Origin of the sequence: Streptomyces sp. DH41, assembly GCF_029813785.1 — a bacterium.
In the GTDB taxonomy this organism is placed as follows: Bacteria; Actinomycetota; Actinomycetes; order Streptomycetales; family Streptomycetaceae; genus Streptomyces.
The window spans coordinates 143,604-158,884 of the sequence record NZ_JARVKY010000016.1 but is presented as its reverse complement, the minus strand read 5'-3'; the positions used below and the strand labels follow the sequence as shown (position 1 = coordinate 158,884).

Below are 15,281 nucleotides of genomic sequence, written 5' to 3'. Positions count from 1 at the left end.
CGCACCACACATGCTCGATCTGTTCACATCATCCACACAAGGCGCGTGACGCAATCGATGCCGAAGTGTCGTCCGACCACGTTTGAGGGTTCCGGGGCCTGGCTACGTTGAGGCGTATGGCTTCAAGCTTCGGTGCTGCTCAGGTACTGGTCGCCTCCAACCGGGGGCCGGTCTCGTACGAGGTGCGGGACGACGGTTCGCTGCACGCCAAGCGCGGCGGGGGCGGGCTGGTCTCCGGGCTGTCGGCCATCGGGCCGGACGCGGGGGCGCTGTGGGTGTGCTCCGCACTCGGCGACGGCGACCGCGAGGCGGTGCGGCGCGGGGTCGGCGAGGACGGCGTGCGGATGCTGGACGTACCGGCCGACGTGCACGCGGACGCGTACAACGGGATCGCCAACAGCGTGCTGTGGTTCGTGCACCACATGCTCTACCAGACGCCCCTGGAGCCGGTCTTCGACGCGGAGTTCCGGCGGCAGTGGGCCTCCTACGAGGCGTACAACCGGGCCTTCGCGAAGGCGCTGGCCGAGGAGGCCGCCGAGGGCGCGGTCGCGATCGTGCAGGACTACCACCTGACGCTGGTGCCGGGGATGCTGCGGGAGCTGCGGCCGGACCTCAGGATCGGGCACTTCTCGCACACGCCGTGGGCGCCGGTCGACTACTTCGGGCTGCTGCCGGACGACATCGCCGAGCAGGTGCTGCGGGGCATGCTCGGCGCCGACCGGCTCGGGTTCCTCACCCGGCGCTGGGCCGACTCGTTCACCGCCTGCTGCGACGCGCTGGTGGGCGGGCTCGGCTCCACGGAGATCGGCGTGCACGGGCTGGGCGCCGACGCGGACTTCCTGCGGCGGCGGTCGCACGAGGCCGACGTGGACGAGCGGATGGCGGCGCTGCGGGCGGAGATCGGCGCCGGCCCGGACGGGAGCGCGCGCAGGACGATCGTGCGGGTGGACCGGACCGAGCTGTCGAAGAACATCGTGCGGGGGCTGCTGGCGTACCGGGAGCTGCTGACCGGGCGGCCGCAGTGGCGGGAGCGGGTCGTGCACGTCGCGTTCGCGTACCCCTCGCGGCAGGATCTCGCCGTGTACCGGGACTACACCGCCGCGGTGCGGCGGGTGGCCGACTCGATCAACGACGAGTTCGGTACGGCGGGATGGACGCCGGTCGTGCTGCATGTGAAGGACGACTTCGCGCGGTCGCTGGCGGCGTACCGGCTGGCGGACGTGGCGCTGGTCAATCCGGTCCGCGACGGGATGAACCTCGTCGCGAAGGAGGTGCCGGTCGTCTCCGACGAGGGGTGCGTGCTGGTGCTGTCCCGGGAAGCGGGGGCGTACGAGGAGCTGGGGGAGGACGCGATCGTCGTGAACCCGTACGACGTGGTCGGTACGGCCGACGCGCTGCACGAGGCGTTGGGGGTCGCGCCGGGGGAGCGGGCGGAGCGGACGAAGCGGTTGGCGGCGGCGGGGACGGCGTTGCCTCCGGCGCGGTGGTTCTTGGAGCAGTTGGATGCGCTGAGGTCTTGATTGCCGGTGATCCGGCGTTGGGGCTGGGCTGCGGTGGGTCGCGCGGCCCGGCGCTGACGGGGTGCAGCCTGCGCCCACCCGTGCCGCCCTGGGGGTGCCTCCCAGGCCGTTCAGGCACTGGGGGAGGCACGACTGCCCGCAGGGGGGCGGCCGGGGGCGGGCTGCGGCTATGCGAGCCGTGTGGCCAGGGAACGGAGTAGGCGGACCACTCCCGGCGGGCCGTCGACGACCACGTCGGCTCGTTCGCGGAGGTCCGGGACCTCGTCGCTGCCGCTGCACACCAGGAGGCCGGGGGTGCCCTCCGTGCGGAGGGTGTCGACGGCGGTGAAGGCGGGGAGGTCGCCGAGGTCGTCGCCGGCGTAGACGACGCAGGCGGCGTCGAGTTCCCGGGCGTACTCCCGCAGTGCGGCGCCCTTGTCCATGCCGGGTGGGCGCAGTTCCAGGACCATGCGGCCCGGCTCGACGATCAGGCCGTGGCGGGAGGCGAGGTCGGTGAGGGGGGCGCGCAGGGTGTCGAAGGCGGCCTGGGGGTCGGGGGCGCGGCGGGTGTGGACGGCGATCGCGTGGCCCTTCTCCTCGGTCCACGTGCCCTGCCCGGCCCCGGACCGCTCCAGCAGTTCCGGCAACTCGGCGCGGACGGCACCGACGCCGGGGTGCGGGTCGGGGGTGGTGAGGGTGCCGGTGGCGGCGTCCCAGCGCTCGGCGCCGTAGTGGCCGAGGACGACGAGGTGTTCCAGGCCGGGGACGTCCGCGAAGCCTCCGTGGCGGACCGCGACCTCCGCCGGGCGGCCGGTGATCACGGCGACGGAGGCGACCTTCGGGGCGAGAGCCGCGAGCGCCGGTACGGCGTCCGGGTGGGCGCGGGCCCGGTCGGGGTCGGCGACGATCGGGGCGAGCGTGCCGTCGAAGTCGAGCGCGACCACCGCGCGGCCGGGGCGGGCGAGAAGGGCGTCGAGCCCTTCGCGTCCGGCCTCCGTCGCGGGCGTCGGCAGGTGGTTCGGAGAGTCCGGGGAATCGTCACGGGTGGAGTCCTGGTGGCTGCCCATACCGCGAACCTATCCCGCCGGCGCGGGGCCCACGCATCGCTCGTGCGCCTCGTGCCGGACACGGGCCGGACGGACGCCGGCCGGTCCCGCGGGCGCCGGCGGCGTCACCGCTCCGAGCGCCGCGACTCCCGTACCCGGCGCAGCCGGTTGACCGTCACCGGGTCGGCCGCCAGCGCGCGGGGGTCGTCCAGGAGGGCGTTGAGGAGCTGGTAGTAGCGGACGGGTGCCAGGCCCAGTTCCTCGCGGATCGCGCGCTCCTTCGCGCCGGGGCCGGAAAAGCCGCGGCGTTCCAGCGCGAGGATGCTCCGTTCCCTCTGTCCCAGGTCCATGTACGGCACCGTAGCGCCCGCCACCGACAGCGGCCCGGTGGCCGCTACTCCGCGCTTACTCCGCGCTGCCCGCGCGCATCGCCGTCGCCTGGATCTGGTCGAGGACCTCCTCGGTGCTGCCGCCGGGGGCGACCGCCTGGCCGATGCGCTTCTTGACGTCCGCGCTGACCGAGGCCCAGGAGGTCTTGCCGACCGGGTAGAGCTCGGAGAGCAGCAGCTCGTTCAGGAACGGCCGGAGGTCCTTGTCCTCCGGAGCGGTGCTCATGATCTGGGACGCCGAGGTGGTCACCGGCAGCAGGTTGTACCGGCGGGAGAAGTCGAGGACGTTCTCGTCGTTGTAGACGAAGTCGAGGAAGTCGCCGATCTCCTCCTGGTGGCCGTTCTCCTTGAAGGCGGTCATCCAGTCGGTGACGCCGAGCGTGCTCCTGCTGGCGCCGTCGACGCCGGGGGTCGTCACCATGCCGTACTTCACGCCCTTGTCGGACGCCATCTTCATCAGCGTGGGGTGGCCGTTGAGCATGCCGACGTCGCCGTTCGCGAAGGCGGCGAAGGCGTCGGCCCGGTCGAGCTGGCCGGGGGCGACCGGGCCGGTGAGGCCCTTCTCGACCAGCTCCTCCTTGAGCCAGGTGAAGGTGGTGACGTTCTGCGGCGAGTCGAGGGAGTAGGTGCCGACGTCGTCGGTGTAGCCGCCCCCGCCGCTGAGCATCCACTGCATCGTCTCGGCCGGTGCCTCCTCGGGACCCAGCGGCAGCGCGTACGGGTACTTCACGCCCTCCGCCTCGAGCTTCCCGGCGGCGTCGGCGAGGTCGTCCCAGGTCTTGGGCGGGGTGAGGTCGGCCTTGTCGAAGAGGGTCTTGTTGTAGAAGAGCACACGGGTGGAGGCCGCGAAGGGCAGGCCGTACTGCGCTCCGTTGACCTGGCCGGCGCCGGCGAGCTGCGAGACGTAGTTGGCCTGGACCGGGATGGAGAGGAGGTCGCCGGCCTGGTAGAGCAGGTCCCGGTCCGCGTAGTCGGAGTAGGCGCCGATCTGCGCCATGTCGGGCGCGTCCCCGGCCTCGACCATCTCGCGGACCTTGCGGTCGACGTCGTTCCAGGAGTGCACGGTGACGTCCACGTGCACGTCGGGGTGGGTGGCCTCGTAGGCCCTGGCCAGTTCGTCCCAGTAGGTCTGGGAGCTGTTGGCCTTGCTGTCGCCGTAGTCGGCGGCGACCAGTTTCAGGGTCACCTCGCCGGAGTCCCCGGTGAGTCCGCAGCCGCCGAGGACCGCCGTCATGCCCAGTGCGGACACCACCGCGATCGTTCCTGTCCTACGCCGCTGCACCCTGATTCCCCAACCCTGCCGACGACTTGTCGTTCGCTGCTTTGCTTGCGCGTTCACTTGTGCGCTTGTTCGTTTAACGGAATAAGGTCTACACCACGACAGTGGACTAGACCTCTCCCGGGTCAACGGGCCACACTGTCCCCGTGAGACATGTCATCGCCCTCGATGTGGGCGGCACCGGGATGAAGGCCGCCCTGGCCGGGCCGGGGGGCGAGCTGCTGCACCAGGCCCGCCGGGCCACCGGCCGCGACCGCGGTCCCGAGGCGGTCGTCGCGGGCATCCTGGACTTCGCCGCCGAACTGCGCGCCTACGGCGCCGACCGGTTCGGCGAGCCCGCCCGCGCCGCCGGTGTCGTCGTCCCCGGCATCATCGACGAGGAGCACGGCACCGCCGTGTACGCGGCCAACCTCGGCTGGCGCGACGTACCGCTGCGGGCGCTGCTCAGCGACCGGCTCGGTGCCGTTCCGGTCGCCCTCGGGCACGACGTGCGCACCGGCGGGCTCGCCGAGGGGCGCATCGGGGCGGGGCAGGGCACCGACCGGTTCCTGTTCGTGCCGCTGGGCACCGGTATCGCGGGCGCCATCGGCATCGACGGCCGGGTGGAGTCGGGCGCGCACGGCTTCGCGGGCGAGATCGGCCACATCGTCGTACGGCCCGGCGGGACGCCGTGCCCGTGCGGGCAGCGCGGCTGCCTGGAGCGGTTCGCGTCCGCGTCGGCGGTCAGCCAGGCGTGGGCCGAGGTCTGCGGCGACCCGGAGGCGGACGCCGCCGACTGCGCCAAGGCCGTCGAATCGGGCGACGCCCGGGCGCTCGCCGTGTGGCGGGACGCCGTGGACGCGCTCGCCGACGGACTGGTCACCGCGCTCACTCTGCTGGACCCGCGCGTCCTGATCATCGGTGGCGGCCTCGCCGAGGCGGGGGAAACCTTGTTCACACCACTGCGGGACGCCGTCCGGCGGCGCGTCACCTTCCAGAAGCTGCCGGAGATCGTCCCCGCGGCCCTGGGGGACACCGCCGGCTGTCTGGGTGCCGGGCTCATGGCCTGGGACCTGCTCACCACCGACCCACTCGGCACCACTCCCACGACCGTGACTCCCCCGGAGGTAACCACCTGATGGCCCCAAGCAAGGTTCTCGCCGGTGCCCGGGTGGTACTGCCCACCGGGACCGTGGACGACGGCCGCGTGATCGTCGACGGCACGCGGATCGCGGACACGGCGTCCCCTCAGGCGGAAGTCCTCGACGTGTCGGGCCACTGGGTGGTCCCCGGCTTCGTCGACATCCACAACCACGGCGGCGGCGGCGCCTCCTTCGCCGGCGGCACCCACGAGGACATCCTCAAGGGCGTCGACACCCACCGCCGGCACGGCACGACGACGACGGTCGCCTCCGCCGTCACCGGTGACCTGGACTTCCTCGCCCGGCACGCCGGGGTGCTGGCCGAGCTGGCCCAGCAGGGCGACGTCGCCGGCATCCACTTCGAGGGGCCGTTCATCTCCCCGTGCCGCAAGGGCGCGCACGACGAGCAGCTGCTGCGCGACCCGGACCCGGCCGAGGTCCGCAAGCTGATCGACGCCGCGCACGGCCACGCGAAGATGGTGACGCTGGCCACCGAGCTGCCGGGCGGCCTGGACTCCGTACGGCTGCTCGCGGAGCACGGCGTGATCGCGGCGGTCGGGCACACGGACGCCACGTACGAGCAGACGCTCCAGGCCGTCGACGCGGGCGCCACGGTCGCCACGCACCTCTTCAACGCGATGCCGCCGCTCGGCCACCGCGCCCCGGGCCCGATCGCGGCGCTGCTGGAGGACGAGCGGGTCACCGTCGAGCTGATCAACGACGGCACGCACCTGCATCCGGCCGCGCTCCAGCTGGCCTTCCACCACGCGGGCGCCGCCCGGGTCGCCTTCATCACCGACGCGATGGACGCGGCCGGCTTCGGCGACGGCCGCTATCTGCTCGGCCCGATGGAGGTCGAGGTCGCGGACGGCGTGGCCCGGCTGGTGGAGGGCGGCTCGATCGCGGGCTCCACGCTCACCCTGGACCGCGCCTTCAAGCGGGCGGTGACGGTGGACGGGCTGGCCGTGGAGGACGTGGTCGCGGCGATCTCCGCCAACCCGGCGCGGCTGCTGGGCCTGGACGACCGGATCGGCTCCCTGGAGCCCGGCAAGGACGCCGACCTGGTGGTACTGGACGCCGCGTTCGACCTGGTGGGCGTGATGCGCCGGGGCGAATGGGTGATCGATCCCGGGCTGGGCTGATCCGTCCCCGAGTCCACCCCCGGAGCGGCCCGCGGTGGCCGACCCGGGGGCTGGGCCCGCCGCCACCCGTTTGGCATGATCGTGTCCACACGGCAGCCGCAGGCGATCGGGGGAGGTCGGCCCAGGTGATCCTCACCGTCACACTCAACACCGCGCTCGACATCACCTATCGCGTCCCGGCCCTCAGGCCGCACGCCTCCCACCGGGTCACCGGAGTGACGGAGCGGCCCGGCGGCAAGGGCCTGAACGTGGCCCGGGTGCTGGCGGCCCTCGGACACGAGGTGACGGTGACCGGCTTCGCGGGCGGCGTCACCGGAGACGTCGTGCGCGAGGGGCTCGGCGGCGTGCGCGGGGTGGCCGACGCGCTCGTGCCGGTCGCGGGGGCGACCCGGCGCACCATCGCCGTCGTCGACGAGCGCACCGGCGACACCACCCAGCTCAACGAGCCCGGACCGGCCGTCGCACCCGCCGAGTGGGACGCCTTCCAGGACCTCTACGGGGATCTGCTGGCCGGCGCCTCGGCGGTCGCCCTGTGCGGCAGCCTGCCGCCGGGCGTACCGGTGGGCGCCTACGCCGGGCTGGTGCGCACGGCGCGCGCCGCGGGCGTGCAGGTGCTGCTGGACACCAGCGGGGAGCCGCTGCGCCGGGGGGTCGCCGCCCGCCCGGATCTGATCAAGCCGAACGCCGAGGAGCTGGCCGAGCTGACCGGCTCGCACGAGCCGCTGCGGGCCACGCAGGCCGCCCGGCGCCGCGGTGCCCGCTCGGTGGTCGCCTCACTGGGCGCCGAGGGGCTGCTCGCGGTGACTCCTCAGGGCCGCTGGCGGGCCGCGCCGCCCGCCCGTCTCCGGGGCAATCCGACCGGCGCGGGCGACTCGGCGGTCGCGGGGCTGCTCTCCGGTCTGGTCGAGAACCTGCCCTGGCCGGAGCGGCTGGCCCGCGCGGTCGCCCTGTCCGCGGCGACGGTGTCGGCACCGGTGGCGGGCGAGTTCGACCGGGGGGCGTACGAGGAGCTGCTCGGACGCGGGGTCGCGGTGACGGCGGAGGCCGACGCGGCGTGATGTGATCCGCGGCCGGCCTACGAGGCCGTCATCCGGCCGTCATCCGGCCGTGATCGAGAGCTGGTCGAGGACCACTTCGCACTTGTTGTCCGCGTTGCACGCGAGCTCGATCGTGTTGGTGCCCTCGTTGAGGTTCACGTTGGCCCAGGTGGACTTCCAGCCCTTCTCCCAGTCCCCGGCCGGCGTGCCTCCGAAGTTCTTCATGTTCAGCGGACGGGCTTCGGCCTTGCCGTTGACCAGCAGGGTGGCGTCGGCGTCCACGCCCGGGGTGCCGTAGCGCACGTTCAGCCGGTAGCTGCCGGCCTTCTCGATGCCGTCCACGGTCCAGGTGACCTTGGCGCCGACCTGGTTGAAACCGGTGACGTAGACCCCGCCCTCGGTCTCGGCGCCCTCGATGTCCGAGGCGGTCGTCACGCCGGGCGACAGCCTGAGGGACTTCGCGTCCGTCGACGGGAGCTCGGCCTCCTCCTCGGCGCCCTCGCTCGCCGACGGGCTCGGTTCGGTGCTCTCGGACTGGGTGGGGCCGGCCGTGCCGCCGCCGCCGGCCTCGTTGCCGCCCTTGTCGTCCTCGGAGCCGCTGCTCGTCATGGCCACGGCGATACCGATGACCACCGCGGCGACGACCGCGACCGCGCCGATCAGCAGGCCCTTGGTGTTGGGGCCGCGGCGTCCGCCGCCCCCGCCGCGTCCCGAGTGCTGCGGGGCGGTGGGAGCGCCGCCGCCGGGGAAGGTCTCCGGCGCGGCGTAGTGCGCGTTCGGCCGGCCGTGGGCGCCCTGCTGCTGCGGGGCCTGGCCGTAGACGCCCTGCTGCTGCGGGGCGGGCTGGCCCTGCGGGGCCCCGTACTGCCGTGTGCCGACGGGACGCACCCGGTTGACGGAGTTCGGGTAGCCGTAGCCACCGGACGGCGGCTGGGCCCCGTTGGCCTGCCCGTCGGCGTAGAGGTAGCCGAAGGGGTCGTCGTCCTCGGGCGTGCTCGCGCCGTTGTTGCCGGGCGTCATCCCTAGGTCTCCTAACCAGATGCGGTGCTTGTGCGGTACGGGTGTGAGACAGCGAGCCTACCCGCTCCCACTGACCCGAAAGGGTGACTCAAACCGCATCAAGGCGCTGACCTGGTGATCATCCGGCTCGGCGATGCTGTTTGGGACGAGATCGTTTCTCGACGTACATCCGTTCGTCAGCGGACTTGAGAACCTCGTCCGCCGTCATGCCGCAGTGGGCCCATCCGATGCCGAAGCTGGCGCCCACGCGGACGGCCCGGCCCTCGGCCCGGATCGGCTGGATGATCTCGCTGCGCAGGCGTACGGCGAGGTCCTGGGCGTCGGCCCGGCCGAGCCCGTTGGCGAGGATCACGAACTCGTCGCCGCCGAGCCGGGCCACCGTGTCGCCGTCGCGCACACCGCCGCTGAGCCGGTGGGCGACCTCGATGAGTACGGCGTCGCCGGCGTTGTGCCCGAACCGGTCGTTGATCGACTTGAAGCCGTCCAGGTCGCAGAAGAGGACCGCGAGCCCCTTGGTGCCGTCGTCGCGGCCGTCCGCGGGGGCGACGGCGTGCACATGGTGGTCGTAGGCGCCGTACGGCTCGGTGACCGCGCCGAAGTCGAAGGTGTGGCCGCCGGAGTCGAACACGGCGGAGCTCGCGTGGACCGCGTCCTGCCCGTAGGCCGCGTCCATGGCGTCGGCCACGGCCACGTGCGAGGACTGCGGGCGCCGGCAGAGCCGGGCGGCGAGCCGGGAGCGGAGCTCGGCGGAGTTCGGCAGGCCGGTGAGGGAGTCGTGGGAGGCGCGGTGGGCGAGCTGGAGCTCGCGGCGCTTGCGCTCCTCTATGTCCTCGACGTGGGAGAGCAGGAAACGCGGCCCGTCGGCGGCGTCGGCGACGACGCTGTTGCGCAGGGAGACCCAGACGTACGTGTTGTCGCGGCGGCCCAGGCGCAGCTCGGCCCGGCCGCCCTCGGCGGAGGTGCGCAGCAGGGTGCCGATGTCCTCGGGGTGGACGAGGTCGGAGAAGGCGTAGCGGCGCATCGCGGAGGCGGGGCGGCCGAGCAGGCGGCACAGGGCGTCGTTGGTGCGCAGGATGCGGCCGTGCTGGTCGCCGCCCATCTCGGCGATGGCCATGCCGGAGGGGGCGTACTCGAAGGCCTGCCGGAAGCTTTCCTCACTGGCCCGCAGCGCCTGCTGGTCGCGTTCCAGGCGGACCAGGGCGCGCTGCATGTTGGAGCGGAGCCGGGCGTTGCTGATCGCGATGGCGGCCTGGAACGCGTACATCTGCAAAGCCTCGCGGCCCCAGGCGCCGGGGCGGCGGCCGTTGCGCGGCCGGTCCACGGACAGGACGCCGACCAGCTCGCCGCTGTTGCCGCCGCCCTGCGGGCCGGGCGCGTACATCGGGGCGAAGAGCCGGTCCGAGGGGTGCCACTCGTCCTCGAAGCGGGGCGCGGGCCCGTCGGTGTACCACTGCGGGACGTCGTCGTCGTCGAGGATCCAGCCCTCGGTGTGGGGTATGAAGATCAGGTCGCCCCACTGCTCGCCCATGGCCAGGCGGCGGTCCCAGGAGTCGCGGGAGCCGACCCGTCCGGTGATCAGCGCCTCGGCGGCCTGGTTGCCCGCGAAGGCGGCCACGACGAGGTCGCCGTCGGGGCGGACCAGGTTGACGCACGCCAGCTCGTACCCGAGGGCGTGGACGACTCCGTCGGCGACGGTCTGGAGGGTATCGGCCAGACTGCGGGCGGTGTTCATGTCGGCCATGGCCTGGTGCAGCTGACGCAGGGACGCAAGACGGACGTAGGGCTCCGACTCGGTCTCCATGCTCACCCTCCCCCCGAGGCCTCACAGCGAATCAAGGGTTCTCGTCGGCGCCTGTACTGCTGGTGCCCTTGCAGGTTCCCCGCCACTGAATCACAGCGCGCTCCCCACTCGGTACACAGGGTCAACAATTACCGCTCCTTGTGACTCAAGTCACAGCAAAAGGTGAGCAATTGAATGGCTTTTCCGCGTCTTCCCCACGCGTTTACCGAACGCAAAGCCTGGTGGGTGTGCGCCGTCTCCTTCCGGGGTCCTAGGTCCCGGTTCGTGCCCCGGTTCGGTCCAGGGGCCGATGCCGGGCCGGCGGCCCGGCGATTAGCGTGGCGGGCGTGCCGAACTCTCCGTCCCTCACGTCCCCCGTACCCCCCGCGTCCCCCGCGCTTCCGTCACCGTCGCCCGCCGCCGGGCATGCTGAGGGGGTGAGCAACGAGGAATTCCGCGCCGCCATGTCCCGGCTGGCCTCCGGTGTGGTCCTGGTGACCGCGCAGGAGGCGTCGCTCGATCCCGACGACCCGCAGGCGCCGCGCGGCGAGGACGTCGGGATGACGGCCACGGCGTTCATGTCGGTGTCCCTGGACCCGCCGCTGGTCCTGGTCAGCCTGCGGGAGGGCTCACGCATGGACGACCTGCTCGACGAGCAGCCCTTGTGGGCGGTCTCCGTCCTGTCCGAGAGCCAGCGGCACATCGCGGGCCGCTTCGCGATGAAGGGCCGCGTCAGTGACCGGCTCCTGTTCGCGGACATCCCCTACGTGCGGGGCGAGGCGTCCGGGGCCCCCATGGTGGGCGGTGCCCTGGCGACGCTGGAGTGCCGTACCGAGCGGCGGGTGGCGGCCGGGGACCACACCCTGGTGATCGGCCGCGTACTGACCGCCGCGCTGCCGAGCCTCGACGGGGGGCCGCTGGCGTACTTCAAGGGGCGCTACCGGCAGCTGGGCTGAGCCGAAATCCGCTCGCCCGTCCTCCCGGCGCCTGCCTAGGGTGCGCGCATGACGACCAGCACCACGCCCCGCCTGGAAGAGATCACTCCGGCGAACTTCGACGCCGCCGTCGGCATACGGGTGCGCCCCGAGCAGGAGTTCGCCGTCTCCCCGGTGATGAAGTCCCTCGCCGAGGCCTACCTCCACCCCGGTGTCGCCTGGCCCCGCCTGATCGTCGACGGCGACCGTCCCGTCGGCTTCCTCATGGCCTTCTACGACATCGACTGGTACGAGGACGGCAGCGTGCGGCGCTCCGGGCTGTGGCGGCTGAACATCGCGGCCGGGGAGCAGGGCCGGGGGTACGGCCGCTTCGCCGTGGAGTCGGTGGCCCAGGAGGTGCGCCGCCGCGGCGGCAAGGAGTGCTACGTGACGTGGCATCCGGGCCCGAACGGCCCCGAGGGCTTCTACCTGGGCCTGGGCTTCCGAACGGACGGGGAGACGAGCGAGGGCGAGACGGTGGGCGTGCTGGACCTCGGCTGAACGCGGACGGCCGACCCGGAGTGCGCCCCGAGAGGGCCACGGGGAACCGCGCGGCCGACCACGACGGACCCGCGGACGGACTCGTCGGGTGCCACCGGTCGGTCACCCCCAGTCCCGCGCGGAGCGCCCCCGCTTGGTCTGCGAGCGCTGCTTCTTCTCGCGCAGCCGGCGTTCGTTGATGCCGCGCGGGATGCGGGTCGGTCTGCGGGGCCCGGGCGGGGGCGCGGTGGCCTCGGCGAGGAGGGCGGCGAGGCGTACGGCGGCGGCCTCGCGGTTGCGCCACTGGGAGCGGTGCTCGGAGGCGCGGACGGTGACGACCCCGTCGGTCAGGCGCCCGGCCAGCCGCTCCAGCGCCCGCCGCTTCCACACCTCGGGCAGGGACCTGGTCTTCGCCAGGTCGAAACGGAGTTCCACCGCGGTGTCCGTGGTGTTGACGTGCTGCCCGCCGGGCCCCGAGGAACGCGAGAAACGCCAGACGAGCTCGGCCTCGGGCAGGGAGACGGAGCCGCGGATGACATGGGGACCGGACATGCCGTCCATGTTCCCGTCCCCGGGCGGTCCGCGTCACCCCAATATCCTGATCCCGACCTCGGTAAAGAAAGTAAAGAGAGCAGGAACCTTGCGTACCCCTCTCGTCGTTCATGGGGGTAGCTGTAGCTTTCTTGCCGTACGTAAACGAGGGAAGGGACTCCCAACAATGGCTGTAAGCCTGTCCAAGGGTGGCAACGTCTCGCTCACCAAGGAGGCTCCGGGCCTGACCGAAGTCACCGTGGGGCTCGGCTGGGACGTCCGTACCACCACCGGCACAGACTTCGACCTCGACGCCTCCGCGATCGCGGTCAACACGCAGGGCAAGGTCTACTCCGACGGCCACTTCGTGTTCTTCAACAACAAGCAGACGCCGGACAACACGATCGTCCACACCGGTGACAACCGCACCGGTGAGGGCGCCGGCGACGACGAGGCGATCAACGTCAACCTGGCCGGCCTCCCGGCCGACATCGAGAAGATCGTCTTCCCGGTCTCGATCTACGACGCCGAGAACCGTTCGCAGAACTTCGGCCAGGTGCGCAACGCCTACATCCGCATCCTCAACAAGGCCGGCGGCGCCGAGATCGCCCGCTACGACCTGTCCGAGGACGCGGCCACCGAGACCGCGATGGTCTTCGGCGAGCTGTACCGCAACGGCGCCGAGTGGAAGTTCCGCGCCGTCGGCCAGGGCTACGCCTCGGGCCTGGTGGGCATCGCCCAGGACTTCGGTGTGAGCGTCTGACGCCCACCCGCTCGTTCGTTTCGTACGGAGGCCTCCCGGTCGTGCGCCGGGGGGCCTCCCTGCGTCACGTCAGCAGACGCTGCTCCTTCGCCACCGCGACCGCGCCCGCGCGGGTGTCGACGTCCAGCTTGTCGTAGATGCGGCGCAGGTGGGTCTTCACCGTGGCCTCGCTGATGAACAGGGCACGGGCGATCTCCCGGTTGCCGAGTCCGGTGGCGAGCTGGGCCAGGATGTCGCGTTCGCGGCCGGTGAGGGAGGGACGCGGGCGGCGCATGTTGGCCATGACCCGGCTGGCGACCGGCCCGGACAGCGCCGTTCGGCCCTGGGCAGCGGCGTGGACGGCGGCGAACAGTTCCTCGGGGCGCTCGGCCTTCAGCAGGTAGCCGGTCGCCCCGGCCTCGATGGCTCGGGTGATGTCGGCGTCGGTGTCGTACGTGGTCAGGACCAGGACGTGCGGGGGCGCTCCCCGGACGCCTCCGCCCCCGACGGCTTCCCCGGCGCTTGCGGAGCCCCTGCCGCCTCCGGCTCCCCCGGTACTCCCAGCGCCTTCTTCCGTTCCCCCCGCGGCCCGGGCTCCGGCGGTTCCCTCGGCACCCGCGGTTCCAGCGGCGGCGACTGCCGCCGAGGGGGACGTGAGGCGGCGGGTGGTCTCCACACCGTCCATGCCCTCGCCGAGCTGAAGGTCCATCAGCACCACGTCCGGCGCGAGCCGCGCGGCGAGCGCGAGTGCCTCCTCGCCGGTGCCCGCCTCGCCCACCACCTCGATACCGGGTGCGCTGTCGAGCAGGGCGAGCAGCCCGGCCCGTACGACGGCGTGGTCGTCGCAGACCAGGAGACGCACGGGAAGGGATGCGGCAGCCGGCTGCGGGTCCACCGGATCGGTCATCGGAGTGCCTCCAGGGCTTCGGCCGGGATGGTCATCGTGCCTCGGGTGCGTCGGCCGGCCCGGTCCGGGGCGCTTCCAGGGGGACGGCAGCGGACAGGACAGTGCCCTCGCCGGGTGCGGACTCGACGGTCAGGGTGCCGCCGAGCTGCCGCAACCGTGCGCGCATGGCGGGCAGTCCGTGTCCGCGTACCCCGGTGGGGGTGTCGGGCAGCGCGGCCGGGTCGAAGCCGTGTCCGTCGTCGGTGACGTCGAGGACGGCCTGGTCGTCGAGGAGGGTGAGGGTGAGCGCGGCGATGGACGCGTCCGCGTGCTCCCGGACGTTGGCCAGCGCTCCCTGGGCGATGCGCAACAGGACGGACTCGACCCGGTCGGGCAGCGGCGGGACGCGGGCGCCGTCGTCCACGTGGACGCGCACGGTGAGGTGGCCGCCCGACTCCCGCTCGGCCAATGCGCGCAGAGCCGCCTCCAGGCCGCCGCCGCGGGCGAGGTCGGCGGGGGCGAGGTCGTGGACGAAGCGCCGGGCCTCCGTGAGGTTGTGCTCGGCGACGGAGGCGGCACGCCGGACGTGGGTGCGGGCCTTGTCCGGGTCGGACTCCCAGACCCGCTCGGCCGCCTGGAGCAGCATCCGCTGACTGGACAGGCCCTGGGCGAGGCTGTCGTGGATCTCCATGGACAGCCGCTGGCGTTCGGCGAGGGTGCCCTCGCGGCGCTCGGAGGCGGCGAGTTCCCGGCGGGTGCGGATCAGGTCGTCGATCAGGGTGCGCTGCCGGGTCGCCTGCCGTTCGGTGTGCAGGAAGACGCCCGCGGCGATCGCGGCGACGGCGGGCGGCGCCAGGAGCAGGTTCGGGTCGAGGCTTCCGGCGAGGCGGAGCTGCGCGGCGACGACGAACACCGTCAGGACGGTGACCAGCACGAGCGCCGCGCGGGCCGGCAGCGTGCGCAGGCCGGTGTAGAAGAGCGGCACCGCACACCACGAGAAGCTGGGCGCGAGGACGACCAGCACCATCCACACCACGACGACCAGGCCCAGTCGGCCCAGGCTCCGGAGGGTGTGCCGCGCCCCGGGGCCGCTCAGGACGGGGCCGAGCAGGTGCAGCACGGCGAGGGTGAGGGACAGGGCGAGGATCCACGGAGTGCGTGGCTCGCCGGGGTGGCGCTGCAGGAACCGGGCCAGGGCACCCCCGAGCAGCAGGAAGAACGCCGCGTGCATGACGGCGCCGAGCCACCGGGTGTCCGGGTCGTACGGCTTCGGCATCCGGCGCGCCTCCTTTTCGCCTGTGTGCCCTGCGGCTTTCCGCCCGCGTGTCCTACAACGTGCCGTAGGAGATCGCTGA

The 15,281-nt window shown here is 72.8% G+C and carries 15 protein-coding genes; 7 read left to right on the top strand and 8 right to left on the bottom strand.

What is annotated here, in order from left to right:
• The first annotated feature begins 116 nt into the window (after window positions 1–116).
• Entirely contained in the window at window positions 117–1,520 is a 1,404-nt protein-coding gene (locus tag QC283_RS25035) for an alpha,alpha-trehalose-phosphate synthase (UDP-forming) (RefSeq protein ID WP_279563915.1), read from the top strand.
• Window positions 1,521–1,687: 167 nt separating this feature from the next.
• Here QC283_RS25035 and otsB read toward each other — a convergent pair whose 3' ends face one another.
• The 3 genes from otsB to QC283_RS25020 all read right to left on the bottom strand — a co-directional run bounded on the left by otsB (window position 1,688) and on the right by QC283_RS25020 (window position 4,216).
• Window positions 1,688–2,566 (bottom strand): trehalose-phosphatase, encoded by an 879-nt coding sequence (otsB, locus tag QC283_RS25030; protein ID WP_279563914.1) that lies wholly within the window; start codon window positions 2,564–2,566, stop codon window positions 1,688–1,690.
• A gap of 104 nt (window positions 2,567–2,670) precedes the next feature.
• Window positions 2,671–2,895 (bottom strand): DUF3263 domain-containing protein, encoded by a 225-nt coding sequence (locus tag QC283_RS25025; protein ID WP_279563913.1) that lies wholly within the window; start codon window positions 2,893–2,895, stop codon window positions 2,671–2,673.
• 55 nt (window positions 2,896–2,950) lie between these two features.
• Window positions 2,951–4,216: an ABC transporter substrate-binding protein gene (locus QC283_RS25020; protein ID WP_443032682.1), complete on the bottom strand. Its 1,266-nt coding sequence runs from the start codon at window positions 4,214–4,216 to the stop codon at window positions 2,951–2,953.
• Between the two features lie 182 nt (window positions 4,217–4,398).
• Between QC283_RS25020 and QC283_RS25015 the strand changes: the two genes are divergently transcribed.
• The 3 genes from QC283_RS25015 (at window position 4,399) to QC283_RS25005 (ending at window position 7,534) form a co-directional block, all read left to right on the top strand.
• On the top strand, window positions 4,399–5,331 hold the full coding sequence (locus QC283_RS25015) for an ROK family protein (RefSeq protein ID WP_383526360.1): 933 nt from the start codon (window positions 4,399–4,401) through the stop codon (window positions 5,329–5,331).
• Window positions 5,331–6,476: an N-acetylglucosamine-6-phosphate deacetylase gene (gene nagA / locus QC283_RS25010; protein ID WP_279563911.1), complete on the top strand. Its 1,146-nt coding sequence runs from the start codon at window positions 5,331–5,333 to the stop codon at window positions 6,474–6,476. The genes QC283_RS25015 and nagA overlap by 1 nt, the downstream gene beginning before the upstream one ends.
• Window positions 6,477–6,601: 125 nt before the next feature.
• Window positions 6,602–7,534, top strand: coding sequence for a 1-phosphofructokinase family hexose kinase (locus QC283_RS25005; protein ID WP_279563910.1), 933 nt, complete (start codon window positions 6,602–6,604; stop codon window positions 7,532–7,534).
• 39 nt (window positions 7,535–7,573) lie between these two features.
• Here QC283_RS25005 and QC283_RS25000 read toward each other — a convergent pair whose 3' ends face one another.
• Window positions 7,574–8,533, bottom strand: coding sequence for a CBM35 domain-containing protein (locus tag QC283_RS25000; protein WP_279563909.1), 960 nt, complete (start codon window positions 8,531–8,533; stop codon window positions 7,574–7,576).
• Window positions 8,534–8,651: 118 nt separating this feature from the next.
• On the bottom strand, window positions 8,652–10,334 hold the full coding sequence (cdgB, locus tag QC283_RS24995; protein WP_279563908.1) for a diguanylate cyclase CdgB: 1,683 nt from the start codon (window positions 10,332–10,334) through the stop codon (window positions 8,652–8,654).
• Between the two features lie 326 nt (window positions 10,335–10,660).
• Here cdgB and QC283_RS24990 point away from each other — a divergent pair, with 326 nt between their 5' ends.
• Both QC283_RS24990 and QC283_RS24985 read left to right on the top strand, forming a co-directional pair.
• Complete coding sequence (locus tag QC283_RS24990) at window positions 10,661–11,269, top strand: flavin reductase family protein (RefSeq protein WP_279563907.1); 609 nt, start codon at window positions 10,661–10,663, stop codon at window positions 11,267–11,269.
• Between the two features lie 48 nt (window positions 11,270–11,317).
• On the top strand, window positions 11,318–11,788 hold the full coding sequence (locus QC283_RS24985) for a GNAT family N-acetyltransferase (RefSeq protein WP_279563906.1): 471 nt from the start codon (window positions 11,318–11,320) through the stop codon (window positions 11,786–11,788).
• A gap of 102 nt (window positions 11,789–11,890) precedes the next feature.
• Here QC283_RS24985 and arfB read toward each other — a convergent pair whose 3' ends face one another.
• Window positions 11,891–12,328 (bottom strand): alternative ribosome rescue aminoacyl-tRNA hydrolase ArfB, encoded by a 438-nt coding sequence (gene arfB / locus QC283_RS24980; protein ID WP_279563905.1) that lies wholly within the window; start codon window positions 12,326–12,328, stop codon window positions 11,891–11,893.
• A gap of 157 nt (window positions 12,329–12,485) precedes the next feature.
• On the opposite strand from arfB, the gene QC283_RS24975 reads away from it, so the two are divergent.
• On the top strand, window positions 12,486–13,061 hold the full coding sequence (locus QC283_RS24975) for a TerD family protein (RefSeq protein ID WP_279563904.1): 576 nt from the start codon (window positions 12,486–12,488) through the stop codon (window positions 13,059–13,061).
• A 64-nt stretch (window positions 13,062–13,125) separates the two neighbouring features.
• Here the strand turns inward: QC283_RS24975 and QC283_RS24970 are convergent, their stop codons facing one another.
• Together QC283_RS24970 and QC283_RS24965 are read right to left on the bottom strand one after the other, a co-directional pair.
• Window positions 13,126–13,947 carry a response regulator transcription factor gene (locus tag QC283_RS24970; RefSeq protein WP_279563903.1) on the bottom strand — a complete coding sequence of 274 codons (822 nt, stop codon included), beginning with the start codon at window positions 13,945–13,947 and terminating at the stop codon, window positions 13,126–13,128.
• Between the two features lie 31 nt (window positions 13,948–13,978).
• Window positions 13,979–15,202, bottom strand: a complete 1,224-nt coding sequence (locus QC283_RS24965; RefSeq protein WP_279563902.1) for a sensor histidine kinase — start codon at window positions 15,200–15,202, stop codon at window positions 13,979–13,981.
• Window positions 15,203–15,281: the final 79 nt, after the last annotated feature.

Coding starts and splice junctions, on each gene's coding strand:
- otsB (WP_279563914.1), bottom strand. CDS start 2,566: ATGGGCAGCCACCAGGACTCCACCCGTGACGATTCCCCGGACTCTCCG.
- QC283_RS24970 (WP_279563903.1), bottom strand. CDS start 13,947: ATGACCGATCCGGTGGACCCGCAGCCGGCTGCCGCATCCCTTCCCGTG.
- QC283_RS24975 (WP_279563904.1), top strand. CDS start 12,486: ATGGCTGTAAGCCTGTCCAAGGGTGGCAACGTCTCGCTCACCAAGGAG.
- cdgB (WP_279563908.1), bottom strand. CDS start 10,334: ATGGAGACCGAGTCGGAGCCCTACGTCCGTCTTGCGTCCCTGCGTCAG.
- QC283_RS25025 (WP_279563913.1), bottom strand. CDS start 2,895: ATGGACCTGGGACAGAGGGAACGGAGCATCCTCGCGCTGGAACGCCGC.
- QC283_RS25000 (WP_279563909.1), bottom strand. CDS start 8,533: ATGACGCCCGGCAACAACGGCGCGAGCACGCCCGAGGACGACGACCCC.
- QC283_RS25035 (WP_279563915.1), top strand. CDS start 117: ATGGCTTCAAGCTTCGGTGCTGCTCAGGTACTGGTCGCCTCCAACCGG.
- QC283_RS24985 (WP_279563906.1), top strand. CDS start 11,318: ATGACGACCAGCACCACGCCCCGCCTGGAAGAGATCACTCCGGCGAAC.
- QC283_RS25015 (WP_383526360.1), top strand. CDS start 4,399: ATGAAGGCCGCCCTGGCCGGGCCGGGGGGCGAGCTGCTGCACCAGGCC.
- QC283_RS24965 (WP_279563902.1), bottom strand. CDS start 15,202: ATGCCGAAGCCGTACGACCCGGACACCCGGTGGCTCGGCGCCGTCATG.
- arfB (WP_279563905.1), bottom strand. CDS start 12,328: ATGGACGGCATGTCCGGTCCCCATGTCATCCGCGGCTCCGTCTCCCTG.
- nagA (WP_279563911.1), top strand. CDS start 5,331: ATGGCCCCAAGCAAGGTTCTCGCCGGTGCCCGGGTGGTACTGCCCACC.